Origin of the sequence: Streptomyces sp. NPDC007875 (assembly GCF_042868035.1) — a bacterium.
Classification (GTDB): Bacteria; Actinomycetota; Actinomycetes; order Streptomycetales; family Streptomycetaceae; genus Streptomyces; species Streptomyces antimycoticus.
Genome location: NZ_JBIADZ010000022.1, coordinates 146,023 through 172,175, shown reverse-complemented (window position 1 = coordinate 172,175; position 26,153 = coordinate 146,023). Strand labels below are relative to the sequence as shown.

Annotated in this window: 16 protein-coding genes; 2 read left to right on the top strand and 14 right to left on the bottom strand. The window is 71.6% G+C overall.

All coding sequences use genetic code 11. The features are described 5' to 3' along the window. From ACFYOY_RS35435 to ACFYOY_RS35420, 4 genes are all read right to left on the bottom strand, one after another. The coding region (locus tag ACFYOY_RS35435; protein ID WP_388591536.1) for a type I polyketide synthase at positions 1 to 4,994 on the bottom strand (4,994 nt) is incomplete at its 3' end. 365 nt (positions 4,995 to 5,359) lie between these two features. After that, positions 5,360 to 6,907: a PH domain-containing protein gene (locus tag ACFYOY_RS35430; RefSeq protein WP_388591534.1), complete on the bottom strand. Its 1,548-nt coding sequence runs from the start codon at positions 6,905 to 6,907 to the stop codon at positions 5,360 to 5,362. Beyond that, entirely contained in the window at positions 6,904 to 7,404 is a 501-nt protein-coding gene (locus ACFYOY_RS35425; RefSeq protein ID WP_351888733.1) for a PH domain-containing protein, read from the bottom strand. The genes ACFYOY_RS35430 and ACFYOY_RS35425 overlap by 4 nt, the downstream gene beginning before the upstream one ends. Before the next feature lie 76 nt (positions 7,405 to 7,480). Beyond that, a complete protein-coding gene (locus tag ACFYOY_RS35420; RefSeq protein WP_351888735.1) occupies positions 7,481 to 8,026 on the bottom strand; it encodes a hypothetical protein in 546 nt (181 codons plus the stop codon). A gap of 191 nt (positions 8,027 to 8,217) precedes the next feature. On the opposite strand from ACFYOY_RS35420, the gene ACFYOY_RS35415 reads away from it, so the two are divergent. Further along, on the top strand, positions 8,218 to 9,462 hold the full coding sequence (locus ACFYOY_RS35415) for a sensor histidine kinase (protein ID WP_351888738.1): 1,245 nt from the start codon (positions 8,218 to 8,220) through the stop codon (positions 9,460 to 9,462). Continuing rightward, positions 9,455 to 10,105, top strand: coding sequence for a response regulator transcription factor (locus ACFYOY_RS35410; RefSeq protein WP_351888741.1), 651 nt, complete (start codon positions 9,455 to 9,457; stop codon positions 10,103 to 10,105). The genes ACFYOY_RS35415 and ACFYOY_RS35410 overlap by 8 nt, the downstream gene beginning before the upstream one ends. Before the next feature lie 37 nt (positions 10,106 to 10,142). Here ACFYOY_RS35410 and ACFYOY_RS35405 read toward each other — a convergent pair whose 3' ends face one another. The 10 genes from ACFYOY_RS35405 to iolC all read right to left on the bottom strand — a co-directional run bounded on the left by ACFYOY_RS35405 (position 10,143) and on the right by iolC (position 26,031). Beyond that, positions 10,143 to 12,953 (bottom strand): AAA family ATPase, encoded by a 2,811-nt coding sequence (locus ACFYOY_RS35405; protein WP_351888744.1) that lies wholly within the window; start codon positions 12,951 to 12,953, stop codon positions 10,143 to 10,145. A 103-nt stretch (positions 12,954 to 13,056) separates the two neighbouring features. Then, entirely contained in the window at positions 13,057 to 13,818 is a 762-nt protein-coding gene (locus ACFYOY_RS35400) for an alpha/beta fold hydrolase (protein WP_351888747.1), read from the bottom strand. Positions 13,819 to 13,957: 139 nt separating this feature from the next. Further along, positions 13,958 to 16,072, bottom strand: a complete 2,115-nt coding sequence (locus ACFYOY_RS35395) for an FUSC family protein (protein ID WP_351888752.1) — start codon at positions 16,070 to 16,072, stop codon at positions 13,958 to 13,960. A gap of 83 nt (positions 16,073 to 16,155) precedes the next feature. Further along, positions 16,156 to 16,620: a hypothetical protein gene (locus ACFYOY_RS35390; RefSeq protein WP_388591530.1), complete on the bottom strand. Its 465-nt coding sequence runs from the start codon at positions 16,618 to 16,620 to the stop codon at positions 16,156 to 16,158. A 92-nt stretch (positions 16,621 to 16,712) separates the two neighbouring features. Beyond that, entirely contained in the window at positions 16,713 to 19,445 is a 2,733-nt protein-coding gene (locus ACFYOY_RS35385) for a hypothetical protein (protein ID WP_351888761.1), read from the bottom strand. Between the two features lie 139 nt (positions 19,446 to 19,584). After that, positions 19,585 to 21,081 carry a CoA-acylating methylmalonate-semialdehyde dehydrogenase gene (locus ACFYOY_RS35380; protein ID WP_351888766.1) on the bottom strand — a complete coding sequence of 499 codons (1,497 nt, stop codon included), beginning with the start codon at positions 21,079 to 21,081 and terminating at the stop codon, positions 19,585 to 19,587. A 37-nt stretch (positions 21,082 to 21,118) separates the two neighbouring features. Next, positions 21,119 to 23,005 (bottom strand): 3D-(3,5/4)-trihydroxycyclohexane-1,2-dione acylhydrolase (decyclizing), encoded by a 1,887-nt coding sequence (gene iolD, locus ACFYOY_RS35375; protein ID WP_351888771.1) that lies wholly within the window; start codon positions 23,003 to 23,005, stop codon positions 21,119 to 21,121. Further along, entirely contained in the window at positions 23,002 to 23,919 is a 918-nt protein-coding gene (iolB, locus tag ACFYOY_RS35370) for a 5-deoxy-glucuronate isomerase (protein WP_351888777.1), read from the bottom strand. Before iolB ends, iolD begins: the two co-directional genes overlap by 4 nt. A 74-nt stretch (positions 23,920 to 23,993) precedes the next feature. Then, the gene (locus tag ACFYOY_RS35365; RefSeq protein ID WP_351888783.1) at positions 23,994 to 24,881 is read right to left on the bottom strand and encodes a deoxyribose-phosphate aldolase; all 888 of its coding nucleotides are present in this window, start codon (positions 24,879 to 24,881) and stop codon (positions 23,994 to 23,996) included. Positions 24,882 to 25,083: 202 nt separating this feature from the next. After that, a complete protein-coding gene (gene iolC / locus ACFYOY_RS35360; protein WP_388591527.1) occupies positions 25,084 to 26,031 on the bottom strand; it encodes a 5-dehydro-2-deoxygluconokinase in 948 nt (315 codons plus the stop codon). Positions 26,032 to 26,153 lie beyond the last annotated feature (122 nt).

Sequence of the window (26,153 nt, the reverse complement as noted above, 5' to 3'; positions counted from 1 at the left end):
GTCCGCAGATGGTCCGCCAGGGCGGTGGCGTTCGGGTAGTCGTAGATGAGCGTGGCGGCCAGCCGCAGGCCGGTCGCCGCGTTCAGCCGGTTGCGCAGCTCGATCGCGGCCAGTGAGTCGAAGCCCAGCTCCTTGAAGGCCCGCCCGGCCTCGACCGCCTCGGCCCCGCCGTGCCCCAGCACCGACGCCACCTGCGTACGCACCAGCTCCAGCAGCGCACGGTCCTGTTCGGCCTTCGGAAGGCCGCTCAGGCGCTCGCCGAGCGGGGTGGCGGAGTCGGCGTCGGTGACGACCTTTCCAGCCTCGGCGCCGGTCGCGGCGCGCGGCCCGGCCTCCGCCGCCAGCTCGGCGATCAGCGGGCTCGGCCGTACGGCGGTGAGGGTGCGGGCGAAGTTCTCCCAGTCGATGTCCGCGACCGTCACGGCGGTGTCATCGAGGTCCAGCGCCTGCCGCAGGGCGGCAACGGCGGACTCGGGCGCCATCGGCGGCATGCCCTCGCGTCGCATCCGCCGCTCCATGGCGTCGTCACCGGCCATGCCGGAGTCGGCCCACGGGCCCCAGGCAATCGAGGTGGCGGGCAAGCCCTCGGCGCGGCGCAGCTCGGCCAGCGCGTCCAGGTAGGCATTGGCCGCCGCGTAGTTGCCCTGCCCGGCGGCACCCACCGACCCGGTGATCGAGGAGAAGAGGACGAACGCCGAAAGGTCGAGGTCGCGCGTCAGCTCGTCCAGATGGCGCGCGGCGTCGGCCTTCGCGCGGAGCACCGAGGCGAACCGCTCGGACGTGAGCGAGTCCAGTACGCCGTCGTCGAGCACACCGGCCGCATGGACGACAGCGGTGAGCGGAAGCTCCTCCGGCAGCCCGGCCAGCAGCTCCGCGAGCGCGTCCCGGTCCGCCACATCGCACGCGGCAACGGTCACCCGAGCACCCGAGGCCGCCAGCTCATCCCGCAGCTCCACCGCACCCGGGGCGTCGATCCCCCGGCGGCTGGTGAGCACCACGTGCTCGGCGCCGTTCTCCACCAACCAGCGAGCCAGATGCGCACCCAGCGCACCCGTGCCACCGGTCACCAGCACCGAACCGGCGCCCGGCGACCAGGAGCCCTCGGAGGCCGGACCCGTTGCGGACCCCGCCGCGGCCGCCCGCACCAGCCGGCGTCCGAAGACACCCGAGCCACGCACCGCGACCTGATCCTCGCCACCGGCCCCGGCCAGCACACCCGCCAACCGTCCCAGCGCACGCTCATCCACCGACTCCGGCAGATCGACCAGACCACCCCACCGCTCCGGCAGCTCCAACGCCGCCACCCGGCCAAGCCCCCACACCAGGGCCTGACCCGGATTCACCCCACCATCCGAACGCCCCACCGACACCGCACCCCGCGTCGCCACCCACAACGGCGCACCCACACCCGCATCACCCAACGCCTGCACCAACGCAGCCGTCCGCAACAGACCCGTCTCACCCTCGGCCACCGCCAGAAGCGACACCACACCCGTCACCGAGGCGTCGCCCACCGCCCCACGCAGCTCATCCGCGATCCCAGCCCGATCCGCCGCGTCCGACTCGACCACGCGCACATCCACACCACGCCCGGCCAGCATCCGCACCACACCCGAGGCCCACACACCCCCGGCCCCCTCCACCGGGACCACAACCACCCAGCAGCCACCCAACACCCCGGCCGCCGACCGCCCCGTCACCGGCTTCCACACCACCCGGTAACGCCAACCATCCACCGCAGAACGCACCGACTCCTGCCGCCGCCACGACGACAACGCAGGCAACACCTCACCCAGCGAAACCCCCGGATCCACCGCCAGCTCCGCCGCCAGCGCGGCCACATCCCCGCGCTCCACCACATCCCAGAACCGCCCATCGACGGCCGAGCCCGACGCGGCAGCCTCCGCCGATCCGGCCGGGGCCGGGGCCGGGGCGTTGAGCCAGTACCGCTGGCGCTGGAAGGCGTAGGTGGGCAGGTCGATCGTGCGGGCGCCGGTGGTGGCGTACGGGGCGGCCCAGTCGGCCTTCTTGCCCCGGACGTACGCCAGCGCCACGGCCGCGGTCAGGGTTTCGGCCTCGGGGCGCCCGCCGCGCAGCGTCGCGGCGTACGCGGTGCCGTCGGCGTCGGGCAGGCAGTCCTGGGCCATGGCGGTGAGCACGGCGTCGGGACCGAGCTCCAGGAAGGTGGTGGCGCCCTTGTCGGCCAGCGTCCGCACCCCGTCCAGGAAGCGGACGGCCTCGCGGACATGGCGCACCCAGTACTCGGGCGAGCACAGCTCCTCGGCGGTGGCGAGGCGCCCGGTGACGGTGGAGACCACGGGGATGCGCGGCGGTGCGTAGTCCAGCACCTGGGCGACGCGCCGGAATTCGGCGAGCATGCCGTCCATGAGCGGGGAGTGGAACGCGTGGCTGACGGTGAGCCGCTTGGTCTTGCGGCCCCGCTCCTCGAAGGCCGCGGCGATCTCCAGCGCCGCGTCCTCCTCGCCCGAGACGACGACGGAGTGGGGGCCGTTGACGGCGGCGATGCCGATCCGGTCCTCACCTCCGGCGAGCAGCGGCAGCACCTCGTCCTCCGACGCCTGCACCGCGATCATCGCGCCACCGGCCGGAAGCTCCTGCATCAAACGACCACGCGCGGCCACCAGCGCGGCGGCGTCTTCCAGGGACAGCACACCGGCTACATGGGCGGCCGCGAGCTCGCCGATGGAGTGTCCGGCGAGCAGTTCGGGGCGCAGTCCCCAGGACTCGACGAGGCGGTAGAGCGCGACCTCGACGGCGAACAGGGCGGGCTGGGTGTAGTCGGTGCGGTCCAGGAGGGCGGCCTCGGAGCTGCCCTCCTCGGCGAAGAGCACGTCGAGCAGCGGGTGTTCGAGCTGTTCCTCGAGGTACCAGCAGGCGTCGTCGAGGGCTTCGGCGAAGACGGGGTAGGCGCCGTAGAGCTCGCGGCCCATGTCGAGGCGCTGGCTGCCCTGTCCGGTGAAGAGCAGGGCGAGCTTTCCGGCGGCGGGGGCGCCGCGGACGACGGTCGGTCCGTCGCCGTCCTCGGCGAGGGTGCGCAGGGCGGAGAGGAAGCCGTCGCGGTCGCCGGCGAGGAGCACGGCGCGCTGTTCGAAGGTGGCGCGGGTGGTGGCCAGGGAGTGGCCGATGTCGGTGAGGGCGAGCCCGGGGTCGGCCTCCAGCAGCGTGTGCAGCCGCTCGGCCTGGCCGCGGAGGGCGTCCGCGGTCTTCGCGGACAGGGTCCAGGGCAGGACGGCGGGTTCCGCGGAGCCCTCGCCGTCGGGGTCCTCGGCTTCGCTTCGCTCCTCGCTGTCGACCGGGGGCTGTTCGATGATGGCGTGGGCGTTGGTGCCGCTCATGCCGAACGAGGAGACGCCCGCGCGGCGCGGGCGGTCGCTCTCCGGCCACGCCCGGGCCTCGGTCAGCAGCTCGATCTCACCGGCGGTCCAGTCGACATGGGGGGTCGGCTCGTCGATGTGCAGGGTGCGCGGCAGGACGCCGTGGCGCATCGCCATGACCATCTTGATGATGCCGCCGACACCGGCCGCGGACTGGGTGTGCCCGATGTTGGACTTGAGCGAGCCGAGCCACAGCGGCCGGTCCGCCTCGCGCTCCTGGCCGTAGGTGGCGAGCAGCGCCTGGGCCTCGATGGGGTCGCCCAGCGTCGTACCGGTGCCGTGGGCCTCCACGACGTCGACCTCACCGGACGAGAGTCCGGCGTTGGCGAGGGCCTGGCGGATGACGCGCTGCTGGGCGGGGCCGCTGGGGGCGGTGAGTCCGTTGCTGGCGCCGTCCTGGTTGATGGCGGTGCCGCGGACGACGGCGAGGACCCGGTGGCCGTTCTTCTGGGCGTCCGAGAGCCGTTCGACGAGCAGCATGCCGACGCCCTCGCCCCAGGCGGTGCCGTCGGCGGCGGCGGCGAACGGCTTGCAGCGTCCGTCGGCGGCGAGGCCGCGCTGGCGGCTGAAGGCGATGAACGAGCCGGGGTTGGCCATGACGGCCGCGCCACCGGCGAGCGCCATGGTGCACTCGCCCGCGCGCAGCGCCTGGACGGCCAGGTGGAGCGCCACCAGGGACGAGGAGCACGCGGTGTCGACGGTGACGGTGGGGCCTTCGAAGCCGAAGGTGTAGGCGATCCGGCCGGAGGCGACGCTGGCGGCGTTGCCGGTGACCAGATAGCCCTCGAAGCCCTGCTCGGCCTCGTGCAGCCGGGGGCCGTAGTCCTGGGTCTCGGCGCCGACGAACACACCGGCCCGGCCGCCCCGGAGGGTCGCGGGGTCGATTCCGGCGCGTTCGAAGACCTCCCAGGAGGTCTCCATCAGCAGCCGCTGCTGCGGATCCATCGCGAGGGCTTCGCGCGGCGAAATGCCGAAGAACGCCGGATCGAACTCATCGGCGTCGTGCAGGAATCCGCCTTCGCGGGTATAGCTGCTGCCTGCCTTGTCCGGGTCGGGGTCGTAAAGCCCGGCGAGATCCCATCCCCGAGTCACCGGGAATTCGGAGATGACGTCTTTTCCGCCCGCGACGATTTCCCACAGTTCTTCGGGAGAGCCGACCGAACCGGGGAATCGGCAGCTCATTCCGACAATGGCGATGGGCTCGTCGGCGGCGATCGGGCCCATTGTGGCATCGGCCGGAGAGGCGCCCGAGCCGTCGTTCTCGCCCAGCAGTTCGGCGCGCACATGGCGGGCGAGGTCGGCGGGGGTGGGGTGGTCGAAGGCGAGGGTGACGGGCAGCCGCAGTCCGGTGGCGGCGGTCAGCCGGGCGTGCAGATCAACGGTGGCGAGGGAGTCGAAGCCCAGGTCGAGGAAGGGACGCTCGGGGTCGAGGACATCCGGCGCCTTGTCCTTGAGGGCCTGCTCGACGATCTCGCCGACCCAGGCGGTGAGAGCCTCGGCGCGCTCGGCCTCGGGGATCTTGGCGAGCCGATCCCGCCACGGGGACGCTCCTTCGGGGCTCGTGCCCCCCATTTCGGTGTGCTCGGGCGTGAAATCCACGGACTCACTCACCATCGCGCGCCCCATTACCCTCGCAGACATAACACCAAGACCGTACGTCAGCTTTACACAGGGCAGGGCGGCTAGAAACCCCTTCAAACCCCCTATGGACCCCTATCATCCCTTTGGGGTCCCGTATCCGAGGGGCATCGCGCAATGGCCACGCTTAATTCACCAGAGTGCATGAGAATTCCGGTGACGACAAGGATCTCGAGCAAATAGTGCGCCCAGTATTCAGTTTTTCAGAGGTGGAGGGGCTTCAGAGGTGGAGGGGTTCAGAGGTGGAGGGGTTCAGAGGTGGAGGGGCGGCCTTTCGGTCCGCCCCTCCACCTCTCGGGGGATCGCCAGTTGGTCTCGGGGTGGTGTCAGCCGCGGTCGGGGGCTCTCTCGATGAACGGAGCGAGCAGCCCCGGTACCGCGGTCTCTGCGAGGGCGATTCCCTGGCCTTCGGTCAGGTCGTACACGTGGTAGGCGCCTTCACCGGCGGCGGTCGTGGCGCCGAGGGTGATCAGCCCGACCCGCCGCTGGAACGGCGTCCGGGAGAACTTCCAGCCGATGATCGCCTCACGCTGATGGGCGACGGTGCGGCGGGCGAACGCGCCGGAGCACATCACCAGGAAGCGGCCGCGCAGGAGGTGGCCGAGGCTGTGGTAGGCGTTGAAGGCGAACGCCACCAGAACCGGCACCAGCACCACACCGGTGATCGCGCCGGTGATGACGAGCCAGGAGCCGAGCCACAGGCCCAGGCCCACCGGGACGGCCGCGATCAGGACCGACCAGATGAGGGCGCGGTTGATCCGGCGCCGCAGGGCCTCCCTGGGGTGCGGGAGCAGCCCCTTGCGCTCGATCAGACCGGGGCCGGTCGGCAGCGCCTCGGCGGCGACCCGCAGGGCCTCGCCGCGCGGGGTGGGCGGGGTCAGGGCGCGGCGCCTGCGGTTGTCCTCCTGGTTGCCCAGGCCGCTGGCGACGGCGTTGAGCTTGGCGCCCTTGGCCCAGCGCAGCGGGATGGGCTCGACGAGTTCGAGGCCGCGCAGATGGCGCTCCTCGATGCTCACGGAGCGGGTGGCCAGCAGTCCGCGGCGGATGCGGAGGATCCCGCCGTCCTCGCGGCGCAGTTCATAACCGGCCCAGTTCTCGATGAAGGTGGCGGTGGAGCCGATCATGCCGAGGACCACGATGAGGACGGCGGCCAGCAGGGCTCCGTACCAGAGCGGAATGGTGCCAAACCGGTTCTCGAGGTCCTTGATGATGCCGAGGTCGAGCGGGTTGACCTGAAGCTCGCTCAGGGTGCGGTACGCACTGGCCGCGGCGATGAAGACACCGCCCACGCCCCAGAGGGTCAGCGGGCCGTAGCGCAGCCAGGACCAGTCGAGCCGACTGAGCACCCCGTCGCTGTCGGCCACCGCCCGGGCCTGGCCGGCGTCGCGCAGGGCGATGATCCGGCTGCGCAGCTCCAGGGCCTCGGCCTTGGTGATGCCGTCGAGGGCGAGCCTGCGCGCGGCGGCGTCGCTCTGGTCCCCGCTGTCGATCCGCAGGGTGGTGAGGCCGAAGATCCGGTGGACCGGGTTGGCGGTGAGGTCGACACCGCGGATGCGGCCGATCGGGACCGAGCGCTCGCTGCGGAAGAGCAGACCGGTGTGAAGCTCGAAGCGGTCCTCGGTGAGCCGGTAGCGGGTGGTGAACAGCCGCATCAGCCCGATGCCGCTGATGACCAGGAAGGTCACGAACAGCGAGCCGAGGGTGATGATGACCTGAAGGTTGGTGTCCCCGCCGGTGACCGCGAGGCTGGCCAGGAACATGGCCACCGGTGCGGCGAGGATGGACAGGTTGACCAGGAGCAGCCGACTGTTGAGCCGCCCCCAGTCTTGGCCGGCCGCGTGGGAGGGCGGCCGCACGGTGGTGTCCGACGTCATGTGGCGTCTCCCGGGACGGCCTGGGTGGACTTGGCCAGGTACTCGACCAGGTCCGACGCCATCTTGTGGTCGATGCCCTTGATCTTCACCGCGCCCGCGGCGGAGGCGGTGGTCACGGTGACGCCGGAGAGCCCGAACATCTGCTGGATCGGGCCGCGCAGGGTGTCCACGGTCTGGACCCGGGAGAGCGGAACGACCCGCCACTGCTGCCAGAGCCAGCCGGAGGCCGCGTAGACCGCCTCGTTGGTGGCCTCCCAGCGGTGGACCCGGTAGCGCCAGGCCGGCATGACGGCCATGTAGAGCAGCCCGGGGACCAGCGAGATCAGCGTGGCCCACATGAAGAACTCACGCGTGGGGGGGATGGAGGCCCACAGGATCCCGAAGACGAGCGGCAGAGGCAGGGCGAAGACGGCGGACTGCACGGTCCACCAGCCGATCGCACGGCGGTCGACCCGGTGCCGAGGCGGTCGGAGCCTCAGGTTGTCATGGCGTTCCACTGCTTCACCCTGCTCTTGCGTCTGACGGGTGCCGGGGCGGGCCCGGCGGGGTTGGTGGACTATGAAATCAGGCGGTTCAGACCGACGCACCGGTGGTGGTCTGCTGCGGCAGCTGACCGCTCGCGGTGTCCTGACCCTTCAGCTTGCGCATCTTGGCCAGCAGCACGGCGGTACGGGTCAGCACCATGGCCAGCGACATGAAGACGAAGGCGTTGGCGTAGGTGTCCTGACCGCTGATCTTGTAGTCGATGGAGAACTTGACCAGGTCCATGGTGAACCAGTGCTCGGCGCCGTAGGCGAAGAGGATGCGTCCGCCGGAGAGGACGATCCACACCAGGGCGTAGCCGATGCCACCGATGGTGTAGAGGTCACCGGACGTGGCGTCCTTGTAGGCGGGCAGCAGCACTCCGGCGATCAGACCGCAGATGACACCGGTACCGACGCCCACGAGCTGCAGGGAGAGGTCGTTGCCCTTGGTCGGGAAGGACTCGACGAAGATCGCGATGACGATGGCCACGGCGATGACCGAGCGCACCATCCGCATCGTGGTGATGCGGCGGCGGCCGATGTCGGTCGCCAGGATGATGATCAGGATCGTGCCACTGGCGATCAGTGCGGACATGAACTGGCTCATCTGTGGCATACGGGACGTTCTCCAAGCCAAAAAGGGTGATGTGCAGGCGGTGTGACGACTCTCCGTCCCACCTAGCTCAACGCTAGAAGCGGGCCGGCCGACGCGAGACGACTGAACGGTGGGTTCTGGCTGTCAACCGTCCGGTGGACACGGTGGACACGCGTGGTAGTACTGAGCCCGTGCGCAATCACTCTCCGGGGGAGGGCTCGCAGACCGGGGCGTACTACGGTCCCGAGTCCGGCACCCGCTGGTTCGGCCTGTGGGACGGCTTCTTCGCCGTCTCCTATCTCGTCACCGCGATCCTGCTCTTCCTCTCCAGTGGCTCCCAGGCCAGCCACTCCATCCCGATCGCCGCGCTGACGCTGTGCGTGCCGTGGTACGCGGCGGTCGGCCGGACGCTGATGATCGAGGACACCTACGGCCCGCGGAACCTGGTGTTCGCGGCGGGTCTGGTGACGCTCTTCTGCATCACCACGGCGTTCAACCTCGTCGGCGCGTTCGCGCTGTTCGCCGTCATCCCGATGCTGATCATGAGCCTGCCGATGATCTGGGCGGTGGCGCTGGCCATGGTGGCCAATCTCTGCCCCGTGCTGGTGGTGGCGTTCATCGGTGAGGACCTGGGGCTGAGCGTCCTGGGTGTCCTGCCCATCTCGCTGCTGAGCATCGCACTGTCGATGCTGCTGGGGCTGTGGATCAAGCGGGTGGTGCGGCAGAGCAAGGGGCGCGGGCAGCTCATCGAGGAGTTGCAGCGCAGCCGGGAGCGGGTGGCGCGGCTCTCCCACGAGGCCGGTATCTCGGCCGAACGCGAGCGGCTGGCCCGGGAGATCCACGACACCCTGGCGCAGGGCCTGACCAGCATCATCAGCCTGGTGCAGGCCGCCGAGTCGGAGGTGCGCGACGCCCCGGACCAGGCGGTGAACCATCTGTCGCTGGCCGGGCGGGTGGCCAAGGAGTCGCTCGCCGAGGCCCGTGACTTCGTGGCCGCCCTCACCCCGCCCGCGCTGCGCGGCGGTTCGCTCTCCCAGGCGGTGCGCCGGCAGGCCGAGGGGCTGATCGCCGAGACCGGCCTGGAGGTGCGGTGTTCGGTGATGGGCGAGGAGAAGTCGCTGCCGATGGCGGTGAGCGTGGTGCTGCTGCGCACGGTGCAGGAGGCCATCGCCAATGTGCGCAAACACGCCAAACAGGCCCGTACGGTGGATGTGATCGTGGTCTTCGACCAGGGCGGCGTCCGGCTGCTGGTCCGTGACGACGGCGAGGGGTTCACCCCGGACGGCACCCAGGAAGGCTACGGGCTGCGCGGAATGCAGGCCCGGGTGGAGGAGATCGACGGGGTGGCGTCCGTCACCAGCAGCCCCGGACGGGGCACCACCGTGGAGGTGAGCGTGCCGGTGACGGCGCTGAGCGGGGAGGCAGTGAGTGGCTGAGAGTGTGCCGGGCAATCCGAGCGGCCCCATCAGGGTCTTGCTGGCCGATGACCATCCCGTGGTGCGGGAGGGGCTGAGCGCCATGCTGGAGTCCGCCGAGGGAATCACGGTGGTCGGGCAGGCCGGTTCCGGTGAGGAGGCGGTGGTCCAGGCGGTCGCGCTGCGGCCGGACATCACCCTGCTGGATCTGCGCATGGGCGGGATGGACGGGGTGGAGGCCACCGGGCAGATCCTGCGGCAGGTGCCGGGCTGCAAGGTGGTCATCGTGACCACGTACGAGGACGACTCCGACATCCTGCGCGCGGTGGAGGCGGGCGCCGCGGGCTATCTGCTGAAGGGCAGTTCACGCCAGGAGCTGATCGACGCGGTGCAGACCGCGGCACGTGGCGAGACGGTGCTCACCCCGTCCCTCGCGGGCAAGCTCTTCCGCTCCCGGACGGTCGAGCCGTCCCCGCTCTCCGGCCGTGAGCGCGAGGTGCTGCGGCTGGTCGGCCGGGGGCTGACCAACGCCGAGATCGGCGCCGAGCTGTTCGTCAGCGAGGCCACGGTCAAGACGCATCTGCTGCGGTCGTACCGGAAGCTCGGCGTCTCCGACCGTACGGCCGCGGTGATGAAGGCGATGGAGCACGGGTATTTGAGCTAGCGCGGCCGGGGCGGGGTTGACGACCGCGGGTACCCCTCTACACCGTCCCGGTCAGGCTGCTGTCCGAGAGCTTCGCGGGCAGGTCACGGCGCCGCTTGACGTTCAGCTTGCGGTAGATGCGGGTCAGGTGCTGCTCCACCGTGCTCACGGTGACGAACAGCTTGGAGGCGATCTCCCGGTTGGTGTTGCCGTGCGCGGCCAGCACCGCGATCCGCACCTCCGCCTCGGTCAGCGCCTCCACATCGCGCTGCTGCTCGGCGCCCTGGCCCGGCTGGGCGGCGGCCGCCGCGAACTCACCGGCGTCCGCGTGGCGGGGCATCAGCTCACGGCACAGCGGATCGGCGCCGCAGGTCTTGGCCACATGCCACGCCTTGCGGACGAACACCCGGCCCCGGTTGAAGTCGCCCAGCGACCGGTAGGCGCGGCCGAGTTCACCGAGGGCGATGGCCAGCTGGATGCGGTCGTCGCCGCCCTCCAGGATCTCGACGGCCTCCTTGAGCCGGGGCACCCGGCGCTTGAGCTCGTCGGTGCGGGCCAGGACCACCAGCAGGGCGCCGCGCAGCCGGGCGTCCTCCGGGCCCAGCCGCAGCTGCTCCTCGGCCAGCGCGCGGGCGCGCTTGGGGTCGCCGAGGGCCAGCCAGGTCTCGGCGGCGTCCACCCGCCAGGGGGTCAGCAGGGGCATGTCCATCCGCCAGGCGTCCATCAGCTCACCGGCGGCCGTGAAGTCGCCGAGCGCGGCGTGGTAGCGGCCGGTGGCCAGATGGCAGCGGCCCCTGGCCCGCAGGTAGAGCAGCCCGGGGAGGGTCTGGAAGAGCTCGTCGGGCAGGGGCTGTTCGAGCAGCGCCATGGCCTCGTCGTAGTGGCCCATCCCGGTCTCGGCCTGGATCAGGGTGGACAGCAGCAGCCCGATGCCCACGCCCCAGCCCTGGACCGAGATCCGCGACATCGCGGTGCGCGCCTGGTGCGCGGCGACCTGCAGATCGCCCTGGCGCAGCGCTATCTCGGCCCGTACGGCGGACAGCAGCGCCTGCCAGGTGGGGACGCGGCGGGCGGAGCATTCGCCCAGCAGCCGCTCGCACCAGGACAGGGCGAGGTCGAGCCGGCCGGCCAGGACCAGCGCCAGCAGCGCGACGACCAGCGGCTGGAGGGTGCTGTCGCTCAGGTGGTGGCGCTGCAGGACCCGCTCGGCCTCGGTGACGGCCCGGTCGGCCTGGCCCTCGGTGAGCGCGGCGGACATGGTGGCGGCGGCGTGGGCGTAGGCCAGGTAGGCCATGTCGCGGGGGGCGCCGGTGGCCGCCGTGACGCCGGTCCCGACGGTGGGGAGGCGGTCGCGCAGCGGGGGGCTGAGCATCGTCAGCCACTGGGCGGAGGCGGAGACGGCGGCGGTCATCGCGGGGTCGTCGCCGGTGCCGGCCGAGCGGGCCAGCGCGGCGACGGCGTCGGCCGCCGCGTCCAGCCGCCCCGACCAGACGAGGTAGGAGGTGATCGGGGCGACATCGCGCGGGGCGAGCCGGCCCCGCTCGGCGTCCGCGATGAGCTCCGGCAGATGGCTCTCGGCGGCGGCCGGGCCGATCCGCCAGGCGATGCTGACCAGCCGGGCCTTGAGCGCGGTGCGCTCGGGGCCCGGCCCGCAGGCGTGGTGGGCATGTTCGAGGCAGCGGAGCGCGAACTCCAACTCCTCTTCGACCAAGGCGAATTCGGCGGCCTCGCGCAGGATGGGGACGGTCCAGCGCTCGGCGTCCTGCCGGGCGGAGACCAGCTGGCGGGCGACGTCGAGGGCGGAGGCGCCGTCGACGTGCAGCAGCCGGGCGGCGCGGGCGTGCAGGGCGTCGCGGGCGGTCGCGGGGGTCGCGTCGAGCACCGCGGTACGGGCCACTTCGTCGCGGAAGGCGTTGTGTTCCAGGATGGCGCACTGGTGCAGGTCCTGGACGCCCTGCTGGACCGTGCTGACGCTCAGGTCGAGGAGCTGGCCGAGCAGCCGCGGGGAGCGGGCGTCGCCGAGGACGGCGACCCCGCGGGCGACCTCCAGCACCTCGGGCTCGCCCCGGTGCAGACAGCCGAGGACGGCGTGGGCGAACGCCTCACCGGGCGCGGGGCGCTGCTGGGCCTCGCCGTGCTCACCAACGGTCCGCCAGTCCTCCAGCAGGGCGCGCAGCAGCATCGGGTTGCCACCGGAGACTCGGTGGCACTCGGGGGCGAGGCGGGCGGCGACGGTGGCGGACAGCGAGCCGGACAGCGCCTCGGCGACGCCCGGCTCGGTGAGCATGTGCAGCCGCATGCGTACGCAGTTGGGCTGGCGGAGCAGTTCGGCATGGAAGGTGAACTGTTCCTGACGAAGCCGGGGGGATTCGGTGAGGACGATGAGAACCTTCGCCTGACGCACCCGGCGGGCCAGGTGGAGCAGGAATTGCAGGGACTGATCGTCGCCGCAGTGCACATCGTCGACGAGGACGACAAGAGTGCGATCGTCGACCATCCGCAGCAGCACCGAGGAAATCTGGGACATCACGTGCATGCGTCCCGCGGCGGTGCTTTCCAGGCCGTTTCCGTCAAGCAGTGCGATCACTTCGGATCGCACATCGGAGGGCATCGCGCCGTTGTCGAAAATCTTCCGGACAATCCCGAACGGGAGGTCCCTCTCGGCTCTCGAACCGGTCGCTTCCAGGAGCAACGCGCCGCTTTCGATGGCCTGTTCGGCAAAGGTGTTCAGCAGCGTGGTCTTCCCACTGGCCACCGCGCCGCTGACCAGAGCCAGCCGACCTCTGCCCTGTGTCGCGCCGCGCAGCATTTCGCGCAGGGCGGAGAGGTGGTTCTCCCATTCGAAGAGGTTCGCAGGCAAAGAATTCATCCCCCGATGAACGCCACCTGATACCCCCAACGGACCGCCGGGGGCAACAAGCGTGACGAGTGGTGTTTTCCAGTACGTCGGCCAGGTTCCTGAAGCGCCCGGGTCAGGGTCTCGACCCCGAAAGCTTCTCCGCGACGAGACTCATAATCGGCTCTTGATGCCCGGCCAAGAAGAAGTGACCACCCGGGAACACCCGGATGTCGAACGCGCCGGTGGTGTGCGACCGCCACGCCTCCGCCTCTTCGAGGCTGGTCCTGGGGTCGTTGTCGCCGGTCAGCACCGTGATCGGCGAGCGGACGGAGGCGCCGGGCGCCGAGCGGTAGGTCTCGATCGCCTTGTAGTCACCGCGGATCGCCGGCATCGCCATGCGCAGAATCTCCTCATTTCCGAGGACGCGCGAATCGGTGCCGCTCAGCAGCTTCATCTCGCGTACGACGCCGTCGTCATCGCGCCGGTGCACATTCTCATCGCGGTAACGGGAGGGCGCCCGGCGGCCCGAGGCGAAGAGGGCGAGCGCGGAGAACTCCGCGTCCGCCTCCTCCAACCGCCGGGTCACCTCGAACGCGAGAACGGCGCCCATGCTGTGCCCGAAGAAGACGACCGGGAGATCGAGCCACGGCTTCAACTCCGCGGCGATGGCGTCCGCGTACTCACCGATGTTCTCGATCAGCGGGTCCTGACGCCGGTCCTGACGCCCCGGATACTGCACGCACAGGACATCCGCGGACGACGAAAGCGTTTGGGACATCGGGAAGAAGAACGACGCCGAACCACCGGCATGCGGCAGACAGATCAGACGGGCGCGGCTCTCGGGCGCCGGATGGAATCGTCGTATCCAGACGCTGTCTTCTCGCTGTGCACCCATGCGTTGGGAAGTTCTTTCACTCGTCAGACAATCCGTGCGGACAGACGGCAGAGCCTACCGGGCGCGCATCCAGGGCACCTCGGCACAGTACTGCCCCCTCATGATTAACACGCCCTTTGATGTAGGGGGCACCCCTAGTCTAGGGGGATTCTCCTTGACCGGGGTCCCGGGGCGTGCGTGACTGTCTCGCGCTCTTGCTGAGCGCCTCCGCCAGATCGTCCAGGGCGTCGACCAGTTGCTCGGCGTCGCGCAGCGCCACCCCCGGACGGTCCCCCGCCCTCTGCCGCCACCGCTCCAGCGACCGGTGCACCGCCTCCCAGTTCAGCGGCCGCCGCTCCCGTACCGCCTCGACCGCCTTCGGCATCGCCTGCCGCAGTGCCGCGGCGAAGTCCCCGGCCCCTTCGGACGGCGCCGCGTCACGCTCCGGCAGATGCGCCTCCAGCAGCATGACGACTCGTCCCATCGTGGACAGCGCCGTCTGCGCCGCCCGCGCCGCCCGCCGCGACAGTCCGCGGTGGCGCACCGGTTCCCGATGGGCCTGTGACTCGCTCTGCTCCCAGGCCGCCCGCGCAGCGCGGGCGTCCAGCAGGGCGTCCCGCACCTGGCGGGGGCGGCGGTCGGCGGGGCGGGCGTAGGCGTCGAAGACGGCGGTGGCGAAGGAGCCGTTCGCGGTCAGCCAGTCCGCGAGCCGGTCCCGCAGCCGCGGTGTCTCCCAGGCGGGGAAGACCGCGTACGCGACCATCGCCAGCAACCCGCCGAGCAGGGTCAGCGCCACCCGCGCCTGCACGGTCTGGCTCCATGCCTCGCCCGCGATGCTGAGCAGGAAGACCACGTACGCGCTCACGCACGCCGAGGTCACGATGAAACCGGTGCGCAGCAGCAGGTACATCGCCAGGACGCACACCACGGCCAGCCCGGCGCTCAGGTAGGAGCCGGGGTGGACCAGTGCCACCACCCCGCCGCCGACCAGCACACCCGCCAAAGTGCCCAGGAAGCGGGCGACGCCGCGGGAGTACGTCTGGGCGAAGTCCGGCCGCAGCACCATCGTGGAGGTCAGCGGCGCCCAGTAGGAGTGCCCCAGCGGCAGGGCCGTGCTCAGCAGATAGCCGCTGACGTCGACCGCGCACAGGCGCACCGCGTGGCGCAGTACCGGCGAGGACCAGCGGGCCTCGCGGCGGATGGAGCGCAGCGCCATGGTCACGGTGCCCGGGATACCGGGGCGGGGCAGGAAGCGGTGGACCGTGCGGCCTTCGGCGGACACCTCCTCCACCGGCTCATCGGACGCCTCCACCACGTCCGCCACCAGCGAGAGGAGCCGCAGCGCGGCACGGCGGGCGGCCCCGCTCAGCTTCGGCCCGTCCTCCGGCATCCGCAGGACGGACATGGCGTCGGAGGGCACCCGCACCGGTGTGCCGTGGCGGATGGCGTGGGCCACCGCGTCCAGCACGGTGCCCGTGGCGGCCAGCAGTTCCCGCACCCGGTCGCGCTCGGGCCCCTCCTCGGGGGCGCCGACCACCGGGTCGGCGAGCGAGGCGAGCACCGGCCGGATCCGCTCGGCCAGCAGCCGGTAGCCGCGCAGCTGCCTAGGCCGCCGCCGGGCTTGACGGGGGGTCAGGGCGGCGGCGCTGCGGGCCTCCATCAGCGGCTTGGGGTCGAAGTGCGCCACCGGCTCGTAGCGCAGTTTGCGGGCGTAGTCCGCGACGGCGGCCAGCGCGTCCGCGAGGGCGTCGCGCTGCACGCCCCACGGGCGTACCGGAAAGAGCACGATCAGCGCGGCCTGCACCACGCCGCCGAGCCCGACCAGCAAGGCGTGCCCCAGGGCGCCCAGGGTCGAGGTCGGGAGGGTGACCGTGATCAGCATGACGGCCACCATCTGGGTGGAGACCAGCCCGGAGACCGGGCCGACCGCCCATGACATGCCCGTCATCAGCGTCCATACGGCGAGCATGATGACGAAGGTGAAGGTGTGGGTGGCGGCCAGATAGCCGAGGAAGGTGCTCACCGCGAGACCGGCCGCGGCGGCCAGCGCCAGCCAGGGGCGGGGGCGCCAACTGCGCTGGAAGGTGGCGACCCCGGCGGAGAAGGCGCCGAAGGCCGCCGAGACGGCGAGCGTCGGCGAGCCGAGCCACAGCGCCATCCCGATGACGAGCGCGACCCCGCACGCACCGCGGAGCGCGACCAGCGGCTCCGTCCGGGTGCGCTCGATCGCAAGGCCGGTCCGGGCGGTCTCCTTCAACGCGTGCGACCAGGTCATGCGGCGAGACTACGGGGTGGCCCCGGGAGAACTGAACCAACCGTTCCGCTCTGGATTCCCCCGGGTCCGGCCCCTGGCGGGGGTCAGTCCCCGGGCTCGCAGTCCACCTGGAGGAGCTGGAGCGGCCGACTGCCGTCGAGGTCCACATAGGCGGTGAAGGTGCGGGGCTCCGGCTCCTGGCCCCAGCGGGTGGTGATGGTCGCCCAGCCGACCCGCGCGGACTGGGCCGTGGTCACCTCGCCGACCTCGATGTCCTCCGGCTCGTTCTGCGCGCACAGCAGCAGGTCGTAGTCGGGCGTCTGGGCGGCCTGCTCCTTGAGCTGGTCCGAGACCAGGTGCTCCCGCTCCCAGGGGCGCGGGCCGTGGTTCCCGTAGAAGCCCTCCAGGAAGTGGTGGATCTCCTCGGCGGTGTAGCGGCCGTTCGGGTCGGTCTGCGCGGCGGCCGAGGCGGGCGACCCGGCGGCCAGCGCGAATCCGAGGCCGAGCGCGGCCACACAGCCGCCGGCCACCGCGGCATGGGAGCGAAGTGAGCGCATCACAACAGACATGAAAAATCCCCCTGTATACGGTCTTGCATCGATGATTCGGCCCTTATACGGGCGAGCACCCAAGAAGACCCTTCAGCCCCGCGAATGGTTGCTCAACTGTCCCTGGGACAGGAGAACTTTTCCTGCGGCCCCCAGTGCGTGGCCCGCCCGGCCGGATTCTGGGTGAACGCGCCGCAGTACAGCACCGGCTCCGAGCCCCGGTCGGTGTGGTGCAGGATCACCAGCGGCTTGTCCCGGGGCACCGAGCGGCCCCGCCCGACGTCCAGATAGCCGCTGGCGCCCTGTTTCCGGATGCCGTTGTCGAGGCCGATCTGTACATTGGAGCGCTCCACGTTGTCGGTGCTGCGGAAGGCCCGGTTGGCCGCCTCGGCCATCAGCTGCATCGCGTCGTACGCCAGGGCGGCCCGCCCGTCGTCGCGCCACAGGTCATGGGATCCGAAGTCCCGGGCGTAGTCGGCGTTGAACTTCTTGGCGATATCGCTCAGCCGTGGATGGCCCGCGGGCAGCACATGGACGGTGTGGTACAGCCGCAGCCAGGGCCGGTCCGCGTACTCACCGGCGAGGGCGGCGGTGGTGAGGTCATTGCCGCCGAGCACCGTCAGCTTTCTGCCCTCGCACGCCGTGTTGTCCCCGAAGTCGTCGAGGAACGCGCTGAACTGGAGGGCGCGGGAGGCCCAGTAGACGACCGTACGGGGGTTGGCGATGACGCGCTCGCACACCGCGTCGGCCAGCTCGCCGATGCTGTCCTTACGGGCGACACCGTCCTGCCCCGGCCCCTGGGCGACACCGCCGGACCGGCCGCCGGGGGTGTACTCCAGGGTGAACGGCCGGGCGCCGAACCGCTCGGCGAACAGCGTCCCTATCTCATCGCTGTACAGATCCCGGGGGTCCTTGACGACCACGGCGGCGCGGGCCGGGGAGCAGCTCCCGGTGCCGTCGTCCATGATGTTGCCCCGGCGGGCGAAGTCGGCCTCGACCGCGGCCTCACGGCTGTCGGTGGGCGCCACCCTGCGGTAGTACCCGTTCACCTGCATCAGATCCGCCGTGGCCGTGGTGCCGACGACCGGGATCCGCGCCCCGCCCAGGATCCGCACGGCCTCCTGGGTCTGCTTCAGGCTCTTGGAGAAGCCCACCACGCCGATGATCCCGGAGCCCTTCTTCCGGGCGTCCTCGGCGACCTGGCGGGCGATGCGCGGCGCGTTGGCGAAGTCGTCCCCCGCGTTACGGCTGTCGATGCGCAGCCACACCTTCTGGGAGTCGTTGCGCGCCTCGTCGTTCAGCGCGCGCTGGGCCAGCGCGATTCCGCGCAGCTCGGGCACCGCCGCGTTGTACCGCTGCCCCTCCTGGTCGGCGGCCACGTCCGAGCCGATGTGCACCACCGTACGGGCGGTGCCGTCGCCGTCCCCGACCTCGCGGTCCACCCGTGCGTTCTCCTCGCGGATCAGCCGCCGGGCGTCCTCGTACTGCTTCCGGGGCGAGTCCGCGCTCAGCTCGGGCCGGCCCGCGACGACCTCGCTGGACGCGCCGCCCAGACAGCCGCGGTCCGGCTCGGCCGTGACCCGGTCCAGCAGCCACACGCCCGGGGCGCTGAGCAGGGCCGCCACCACCACCCCGGTCAGGGTCAGCTCGGCGGCCGGGCCGAGCCAGAAGGTGCGCGGCGAGACGGGGTCGAGGTCCAGCCCCTCCGACTCCGGCACCGGTGCGGGCAGCGCGGCCCGCAGCGGCCGGGGCGCCCGCGACGGCATCCCGCTCGCGCCGCGCAGCCTGGCGGCCGCGCGGCCCAGTCCACCGCTCTCCCCTGCGGCCGCCCCGCCCGCCGGGGACGAGGCCGCTCCGCCCGCCGAGGACACTCCCGCCCCGTCCGCCGGGGAGACGGCCACCACCACGACCGCCGCGCACCGGGTGTCCCGGGCGGCCTCTGCGTACCGCTCCAGGAAGCGCTCCCCGGCCGCCGCACCGGCGGCGTCCTCCGGCAGCTCCAGCAGAAAGACACACCGGGTGCGCCGCCGGCGCCGCCAGGGCGAGATCCGGCCCGGCCGCGCCGCGCGCCGCAGATCCGCCAGCAGCGCGTGCAGCAGCAGCTCCTCCCACCGGCCGACCGCCGCCTCCCGGTCCCGTCCGCGCTCGGCGCGCAGCAGCCGCGCGGCGTTCTCGAAGAAGTCCTCGGCGGTGCGGCCATGGCTGATGCGCCGCCAGTCGGCGTACCAGCCGCGCCGGGGGGAGCGCAGCAGCAGGCGGGTGCGGCGCCGCCCCCACCACCAGCGCGGCAGCAGCTGGAAGAGGGGGCGCACCAGCAGCCGGCGCAGCTCCGCGACCCACCCCGGCCCCGCCGTGCCGCCCTCGGCGCTTTCGCCGCCGAGCGCCCACAACGCCCGCAGCAGCGGCCCTCGTGCGATCCGCTGTGCGTAGCAGTGGTCGCGCAGCGCGCGGCCATCCGGCTCGGGGGCCCGCGGGTCCAGCGCCTGCTCGACGATGTCCCGCGTCAGGAAGAAGTCGGTGAGCCGCAGGCGGCCGGTGCGGCGGGGTACATCGACGCACAGCTCCCCGCCGAGGTCGAGCGTCAGCGGCCGCCGCCCGGCGGCGTCGCGGATCTCATCGGGGCCGAGCGCCGCGTGCGGCACCCGCTTGGCGCCGTCGGGATGGAGCATCCGGCGCAGCCCCCGCATCGCCTGATGGGCGTGGACCGCCGCCCGCTCGCCGTCGGCGAGCAGCAGCACGGGCGGCAAGAGATCCCGCGCCTTGGCCCTGCGGTCCCGGGGCACCACGGCGCTCCCCAGCGCCTCGATGAACTCCTCGGCCCCTTCTCCTTCCGTGAACCCAGGCACGTCGCCACCCCCGATTTCCCCCGTTTGCTCCGTGGGCCTGGGATCCCCGGCCCCCGCGACGGCGAAACCCCCTGCCGGACCGGGTCCGGCAGGGGGCGGGGAAACCACTCAAACGTGCGAATCACACGTCACATACGCCTCAGTGGTTCTTCGGGAACCCGAGGTTGATGCCGACCTCCTCCGACGGCTCCGGCCAGCGGGTGGTGACGACCTTGCCGCGGGTGTAGAAGTGCACCCCGTCGTTGCCGTAGATGTGGTGGTCGCCGAAGAGCGAGTCCTTCCAGCCGCCGAAGGAGTGGTAGCCCACCGGCACCGGGATCGGCACATTGACGCCGACCATGCCCGCCTCCACCTCCAGCTGGAAGCGGCGGGCGGCGCCGCCGTCGCGGGTGAAGATGGCCGTGCCGTTGCCCCAGTTGGAGCTGTTGATCAGCTCGATGGCCTCGTCGTAGGTCTCGGCGCGCACCACGCACAGCACCGGGCCGAAGATCTCGTCACGGTAGGCGTCGGCCGTCGGCGGGACCTTGTCCAGCAGCGAGACGCCGATGAAGAAGCCGTTCTCGTGACCCTCGACGCTGTATCCCGTGCCGTCCACGACCACCTCGGCGCCCTGGGCCGCGGCCCCGTGCACATAACCGGCGACCTTGTCGCGGTGCTCCTTGGTGATCAGCGGGCCCATCTCGGAGGCCGGGTCGTTCCCGGGGCCGATGCGCAGCCGGGCGGCCCGGTCGGCGATCCTCTTCACCAGGTCGTCGCCGATGTCGCCTACCGCGACGACGACGGAGACCGCCATGCAGCGCTCACCGGCCGAGCCGTAGGCCGCGTTGATGGCGTTGTCCGCGGCGAAGTCCAGGTCCGCGTCGGGCAGCACCAGCATGTGGTTCTTGGCACCGCCGAGCGCCTGCACCCGCTTGCCGTGCTCGATGGCCCTGGACTGGATGTACTTCGCGATCGGCGTGGAGCCGACGAAGCTGACGGCCGCGATGTCCGGGTGCTCCAGCAGCCGGTCGACGGCCACCTTGTCACCGTGGACGACATTGAGCACCCCGTCCGGCAGCCCCGCCTCGGTGGCCAGCTCGGCCAGCCGGCGGGACGCCGAGGGGTCCTTCTCGCTGGGCTTGAGGACGAAGGTGTTGCCGCAGGCGATGGCCACCGGGAACATCCACAGCGGCACCATCGCCGGGAAGTTGAAGGGCGTGATGCCCGCGACCACCCCGAGCGGCTGGCGGATCGAGGACACATCGACCCCGGTGGAGACCTGGGTGGACAGCTCGCCCTTCAGCTTCTCGGCGATCCCGCAGGCCAGCTCCACGATCTCCAGACCACGGGCCACCTCACCCAGCGCGTCCGAGTGGACCTTGCCGTGCTCGGCGGTGATCAGCTCGGCGATCTCGTCGCGGTGGGCGTCCAGCAGCTCGCGGTACTTGTAGAGGATCGCGGTGCGCTTGGACAGGGACACCGTGCCCCAGGAGCGGAACGCCTCCTTGGCCGCGGCCACGGCCGCATCGACCTCTTCCACGGAGGCCAGGGCGACCTGGGTGTCCTGAGCGCCGGTGGCGGGGTTGTAGACCGGGCCGTACGCGCCGGTCGCGCCCTCGACGGTCTTTCCGCCGATCCAGTGGTTGACGGTCTTCATGGGTGCGGAGCCTTTCTCTCGAACAACGTCAGAAACGTCAGAGGTGGCGGCGGCGTGCGGCGGCCTGCCGGTCGTAGTCCTCGCGGGCCTTCACGGCGGCCGGACGGGTCGCGGTCTGGGCGACAGGCACATCCCACCACGCCTGTGCCTCGGGTGCGCCGGACACTGTGTCGGCCGTTTCGGTCTCCACATAGACACATGTGGGCCGGTCCGAGGCGCGCGCCGCGGCCAGCGCCTCGCGCAGCTCGCCCACGCTCTTGGCGCGCAGCACGTCCATGCCCAGCGAGGCGGCGTTGGCGGCCAGATCGACCGGGAGCGGATCGCCGGTGTACTGCCCGTCGGCCGCCCGGTAGCGGTAGGCGGTGCCGAAGCGCTCGGCGCCGGTGGTCTCCGAAAGACCGCCGATCGAGGCGTAGCCGTGGTTCTGGAACAGCACGATGTTGATGTTGATGCCCTCCTGGACCGCGGTGACGATCTCGGTGGGCATCATCAGATACGTACCGTCGCCGACCAGCGCCCAGACCGGTGTGGCGGGCGCCGCGAGCCGTACGCCGATGGCGCCGGGGATCTCGTATCCCATGCAGGAGTAGCCGTATTCGAGGTGGTACTGGCGCGGGGAGCGGGCGCGCCACAGCTTGTGGAGGTCGCCCGGCAGCGAACCCGCCGCGTTGATCACCACGTCCTCGTCGCCGACGACCGCGTCCAGCGCGCCCAGCACCTGGGTCTGGGACGGGCGGGCGGTCTCGTCCCCGGCGGCGTAGGCGGCGTCCACCCGGCGCTCCCACGCGGCCTTGCCGGTGTGGTACTCGGCCTCGTACGTCTCCTCGACCCGGTGGCCTGCCAGCTCGGCGGTGAGCGCCTCGAGCGCGGCGCGGGCGTCGGCGACCACGGTGGTGGCGCCCAGCTTGTGGGCGTCGAACGGCGTGATGTTGAGGTTGAGGAAGCGCACGGCCGGGTCCGCGAACAGGGTCGCGGAGGCGGTGGTGAAGTCGCTGTAGCGGGTGCCCACGCCGATGACCAGGTCGGCGCTGCGGGCGAGGTCGTCGGCGACGGCGGTGCCGGTGTGGCCGATCCCGCCGATGTCGGCGGGGTGGTCGTAGCGCAGCGAGCCCTTGCCCGCCTGGGTGGAGGCCACCGGGATGCCGGTCGCGTCGACGAGCGCGCGCAGGGCGTCCTCGGCCTCGCTGTGATGGACCCCGCCGCCGGCGACGATCAGCGGCCGGCGGGCGGCGCGGATCGTGTGCGCGGCGGCGGCCACCTCGGCCGCTTCGGGAGCGGGGCGGCGGACATGCCAGACCCGGTCGGCGAAGAACTCCTCGGGCCAGTCGAACGCCTCGGCCTGGACGTCCTGCGGAAGGGCCAGGGTGACGGCGCCGGTCTCGGCCGGGTCGGCCAGCACCCGCATGGCCTGCAGCGCGGCCGGGATCAGCGCCTCGGGGCGCATCACCCGGTCGAAGTAGCGGGAGACCGGGCGCAGCGCGTCGTTCACCGAGATGTCGCCCGCGTACGGGACTTCGAGCTGCTGCAGCACCGGGTCGGCGGGCCGGGTGGCGAAGATGTCGCCGGGCAGCAGCAGCACCGGCAGCCGGTTGACGGTGGCGAGCGCCGCGCCGGTGACGAGGTTGGTGGCGCCGGGGCCGATGGAGGTGGTGACGGCCTGGGCGGCGAGCCGGTTGTTCTGGCGGGCGTAGCCGACCGCGGCGTGCACCATCGCCTGCTCGTTACGGCCCTGGAGATACGGCATGGTGTCCGGTCCGGACTCCAGCAGCGCCTGGCCGAGCCCGGCCACATTGCCGTGGCCGAAGATGCCCCAGGTGGCGTTGATCAGGCGCTGCCGCCGCCCGTCGCGCTCGGTGTACTGGTGGGCCAGGAACTCCACCAGTGCCTGGGCGACGGTCAGGCGGCGCACTGCCGAAGCGGTCATCGTGGGTCTCCAGCGGGTGCGGAATCGGGTGCTTGATACAGGGGCAGACGGGGGTCGACGGGCTGGTCCGGCCAGGTCGAGCGGATCCAGCCGTGGTCGGGGTGGTCGCAGATGAGCCAGGCGCGCTCCTCCTCCGGGCCCGCCATGACGTTGAGGTAGTACATGTCATGGCCGGGGGCGGCGATGGAGGGGCCGTGCCAGCCGTCGGGGATCAGGACGGTGTCCCCGGAGCGGACCTCGGCGAGGACGTCGGTGCCGCGGCCGCGGCCCGACGGGGAGACCCGCTGATAGCCGATGCCCTCGTTGCCGTGGGCCTCGGCGATCTCGAAGTAGTAGATCTCCTCCAGCTCGCTCTCCTCGCCGGGGCGGCACTCGTCGTGCTTGTGCGGCGGGTACGAGGACCAGTTGCCGCCCGGGGTGAGCACCTCGACGGCGATGAGCTTGTCGCATGCGAAGACGCCTGCCGCGCCGAAGTTGTTCACCTGGCGCGAGCAGTTGCCGCTGCCGCGCAGCTCGACGGGGACGGCGGAGGCCGGTCCGTAGCGCGCGGGCAGCCGCCGCTCGCAGCGGGCGCCGGTGAGCGCGAAGCGGCCGCCCGCCCCGCTGGCGATCTGGGCGTGGGAGTCGCGCGGCAGGTAGACGAAGTCGCTCACCCCGCTGAACACACTCTCCCGGCCGTGCAGTTCAAAGGCCTCGCCCTCGGCGATCACTGTGCAGCCGCCGCTCAGCGGCAGCACGATCCACTCGCTGTCACCGGTGGCCAGGGAGTGCGAACCGCCGGGCGGCAGCTCGAGAACCCGCAGGCTGGAGTAGCCCCAGCCGGCCCGCTCGGGGGTGATGTCCACGGCGTAGGGGCCGTCGGCCGCCTTGCCGGCCTGCACATGGAAGCCGGGGAACGGATCAGTGGTGGTCATGGCGTGAAGTCTCTGCCTTCCGTAGCGTCACGTCTCGTAGCGTCACATGTCGAAGCGTCACGTCTCGTCGCGCGTCACAACAGGCCGACGGCAGTGTCCACGGCGGTCTCGACGCTGCCCTCCGCCGGATAGAGCAGCGAGCGCCCGACGACCAGCCCCTGCACGGTCGGCAGCCCCAGCGCCTTGCGCCACTTCTCGTACGCCTCCTCCTGGTCCTGCGGAGACTTGCCCACGTCGCCGCCGAGCAACACCGCCGGCAGGGTGCTGGTCTCCATCACCGCCGCCATCTCGTCGGCGTCGTTGGTGACCGGCACCTTCAGCCAGGTGTAGGCGGAGGTTCCGGCGAGGCCGGAGGCGATGGCTATGGACTTGGTGACGGCCTCGGGGCTCAGATCGTTGACGACCTTTCCGCCCGTTCGCCGGGAGATGAACGGCTCGACGAAGACGGGGAGCCGCCGCTCGGCCATCTCGTCGATGGCGCGGGCCGTGGTGGCCATGGTGGTCAGCGAACCGGCGTCGTCGTAGTCGATGCGCAGCAGCAGCTTGCCGGCGTCGAAGCGCAGCCGGGTCAGGTCCTGGGGGCGGTGCCCGGTGAACCGGTCGTCGAGCTCGAACGAGGCCCCGGCGAGGCCGCCACGGTTCATCGAGCCCATGGCGACCTTGCCCTCGAGGGCGCCGAGCAGCAGCAGGTCCTCGAGGATGTCGGCGGTGGCGAGCACCCCGTCGACCCCGGGACGGGACAGCGCCAGGCACAGCCGCTCCAGCAGATCGACCCGGTTGGCCATGGCCAGCTTGTGGCCACCGACGGCGAGGGCGCCGCGCGCCGGGTGATCGGCGGCCACGATCATCAGACGGCCGCTGTCACCGATGAGGGGGCGGCGGACCCGGCGGTCGGCCGCCTCGGCGATGGCCTCCGGGTGGCGGCTCCGCACCGTCACAAGGTCCGAAACGCTGATACTCAAGGTGTTGCTCCTCCTTTTCGAGGCTCGGTTCGCCTCCGGGGCGCTCCAGTCGCTGTCGACGGTCGACCGTGCTCGGTCGCTCGTTCCTCGCTCCCTGCGCGCGCTGCCTTACGACAGCGACGCGCCCCTTCGGCTCACTCGCCGGTTGACGGGGACATCCCGTAACGATGGGCAGCCAACGGCCTTGCCGCTGGGCCCTGGGTCAGCCCCCGCCCAGCAGGGCCTCGACCTCCGCTTCCGTGGGCATCGCGGAGGAGCAGGCGAGGCGGGACGCGACGATGGCGCCCGCCGCGTTGGCGTACCGCATGACGCGCTCCAGGGGCCGGCCCGAGAGCAGCCCGTGGCACAGGGCGCCGCCGAACGCGTCGCCCGCGCCGAGTCCGTTGACCACCTCGACCGGGACGGGCGGGACCTCCGCGGTGGTGCCGTCGCGGTGCACGGCGAGCACCCCGCGGGGGCCCTGTTTGACGATGGCGAGCTCCACGCCCGCGTCCAGCAGCGCCTGCGCGCATGCCTTGGGCTCGCGCGCACCGGTGGCGATCTCGCATTCGTCCACGTTGCCGACGGCGACGGTCGCATGGCGCAGCGCCTCGGCGTAGAAGGGCCGGGCGGTCTCCGGGTCGGCCCAGAACATCGGCCGCCAGTCGAGGTCGAAGACGGTGGTGCCGCCCTTGGCGCGGGCGGCGAGCGCGGCGAGGGTGCTGGTGCGGCTGGGCTCCTCGCTGAGCCCGGTGCCGGTCATCCAGAAGATCCGGCTGGCGCGGATGGCGTCGAAGTCCAGCTCATCGGAGTGGATCTCCAGATCGGGTGCCTTGGGGCGGCGGTAGAAGTACAGCGGGAAGTCGTCGGGCGGGAAGATCTCGCAGAAGGTGACCGGGGTGGGGTACTGCTCGACGGGGGTGACGAAACGGTCGTCCACCCCGAAGGCCCGCAGCTCCTGGTGAATGTAGTCGCCGAACGGATCCGCCCCGGTGCGACTGATCACCGCGGAACGGCGGCCGAAGCGGGCCGCGGAGACCGCGACATTGGTCGCCGAGCCGCCGAGAAACTTTCCGAACGATTCGACCTGCGGCAATGGCACACCGGTCTGCAGCGGATACAGGTCCACTCCGATGCGGCCCATCGTGATCAGGTCGTACGGCTCACTCATGCCTGCCCCTTCGGGAAAGACGCAGCTCAGGGTCTGGTGCACAGAACTCCGGGAGGTGCCCCGGCCCTTCAGGTCTAGACGTGTCCCCCAGCCACTGTCAAGGCTTTGTCCTTACATACTGA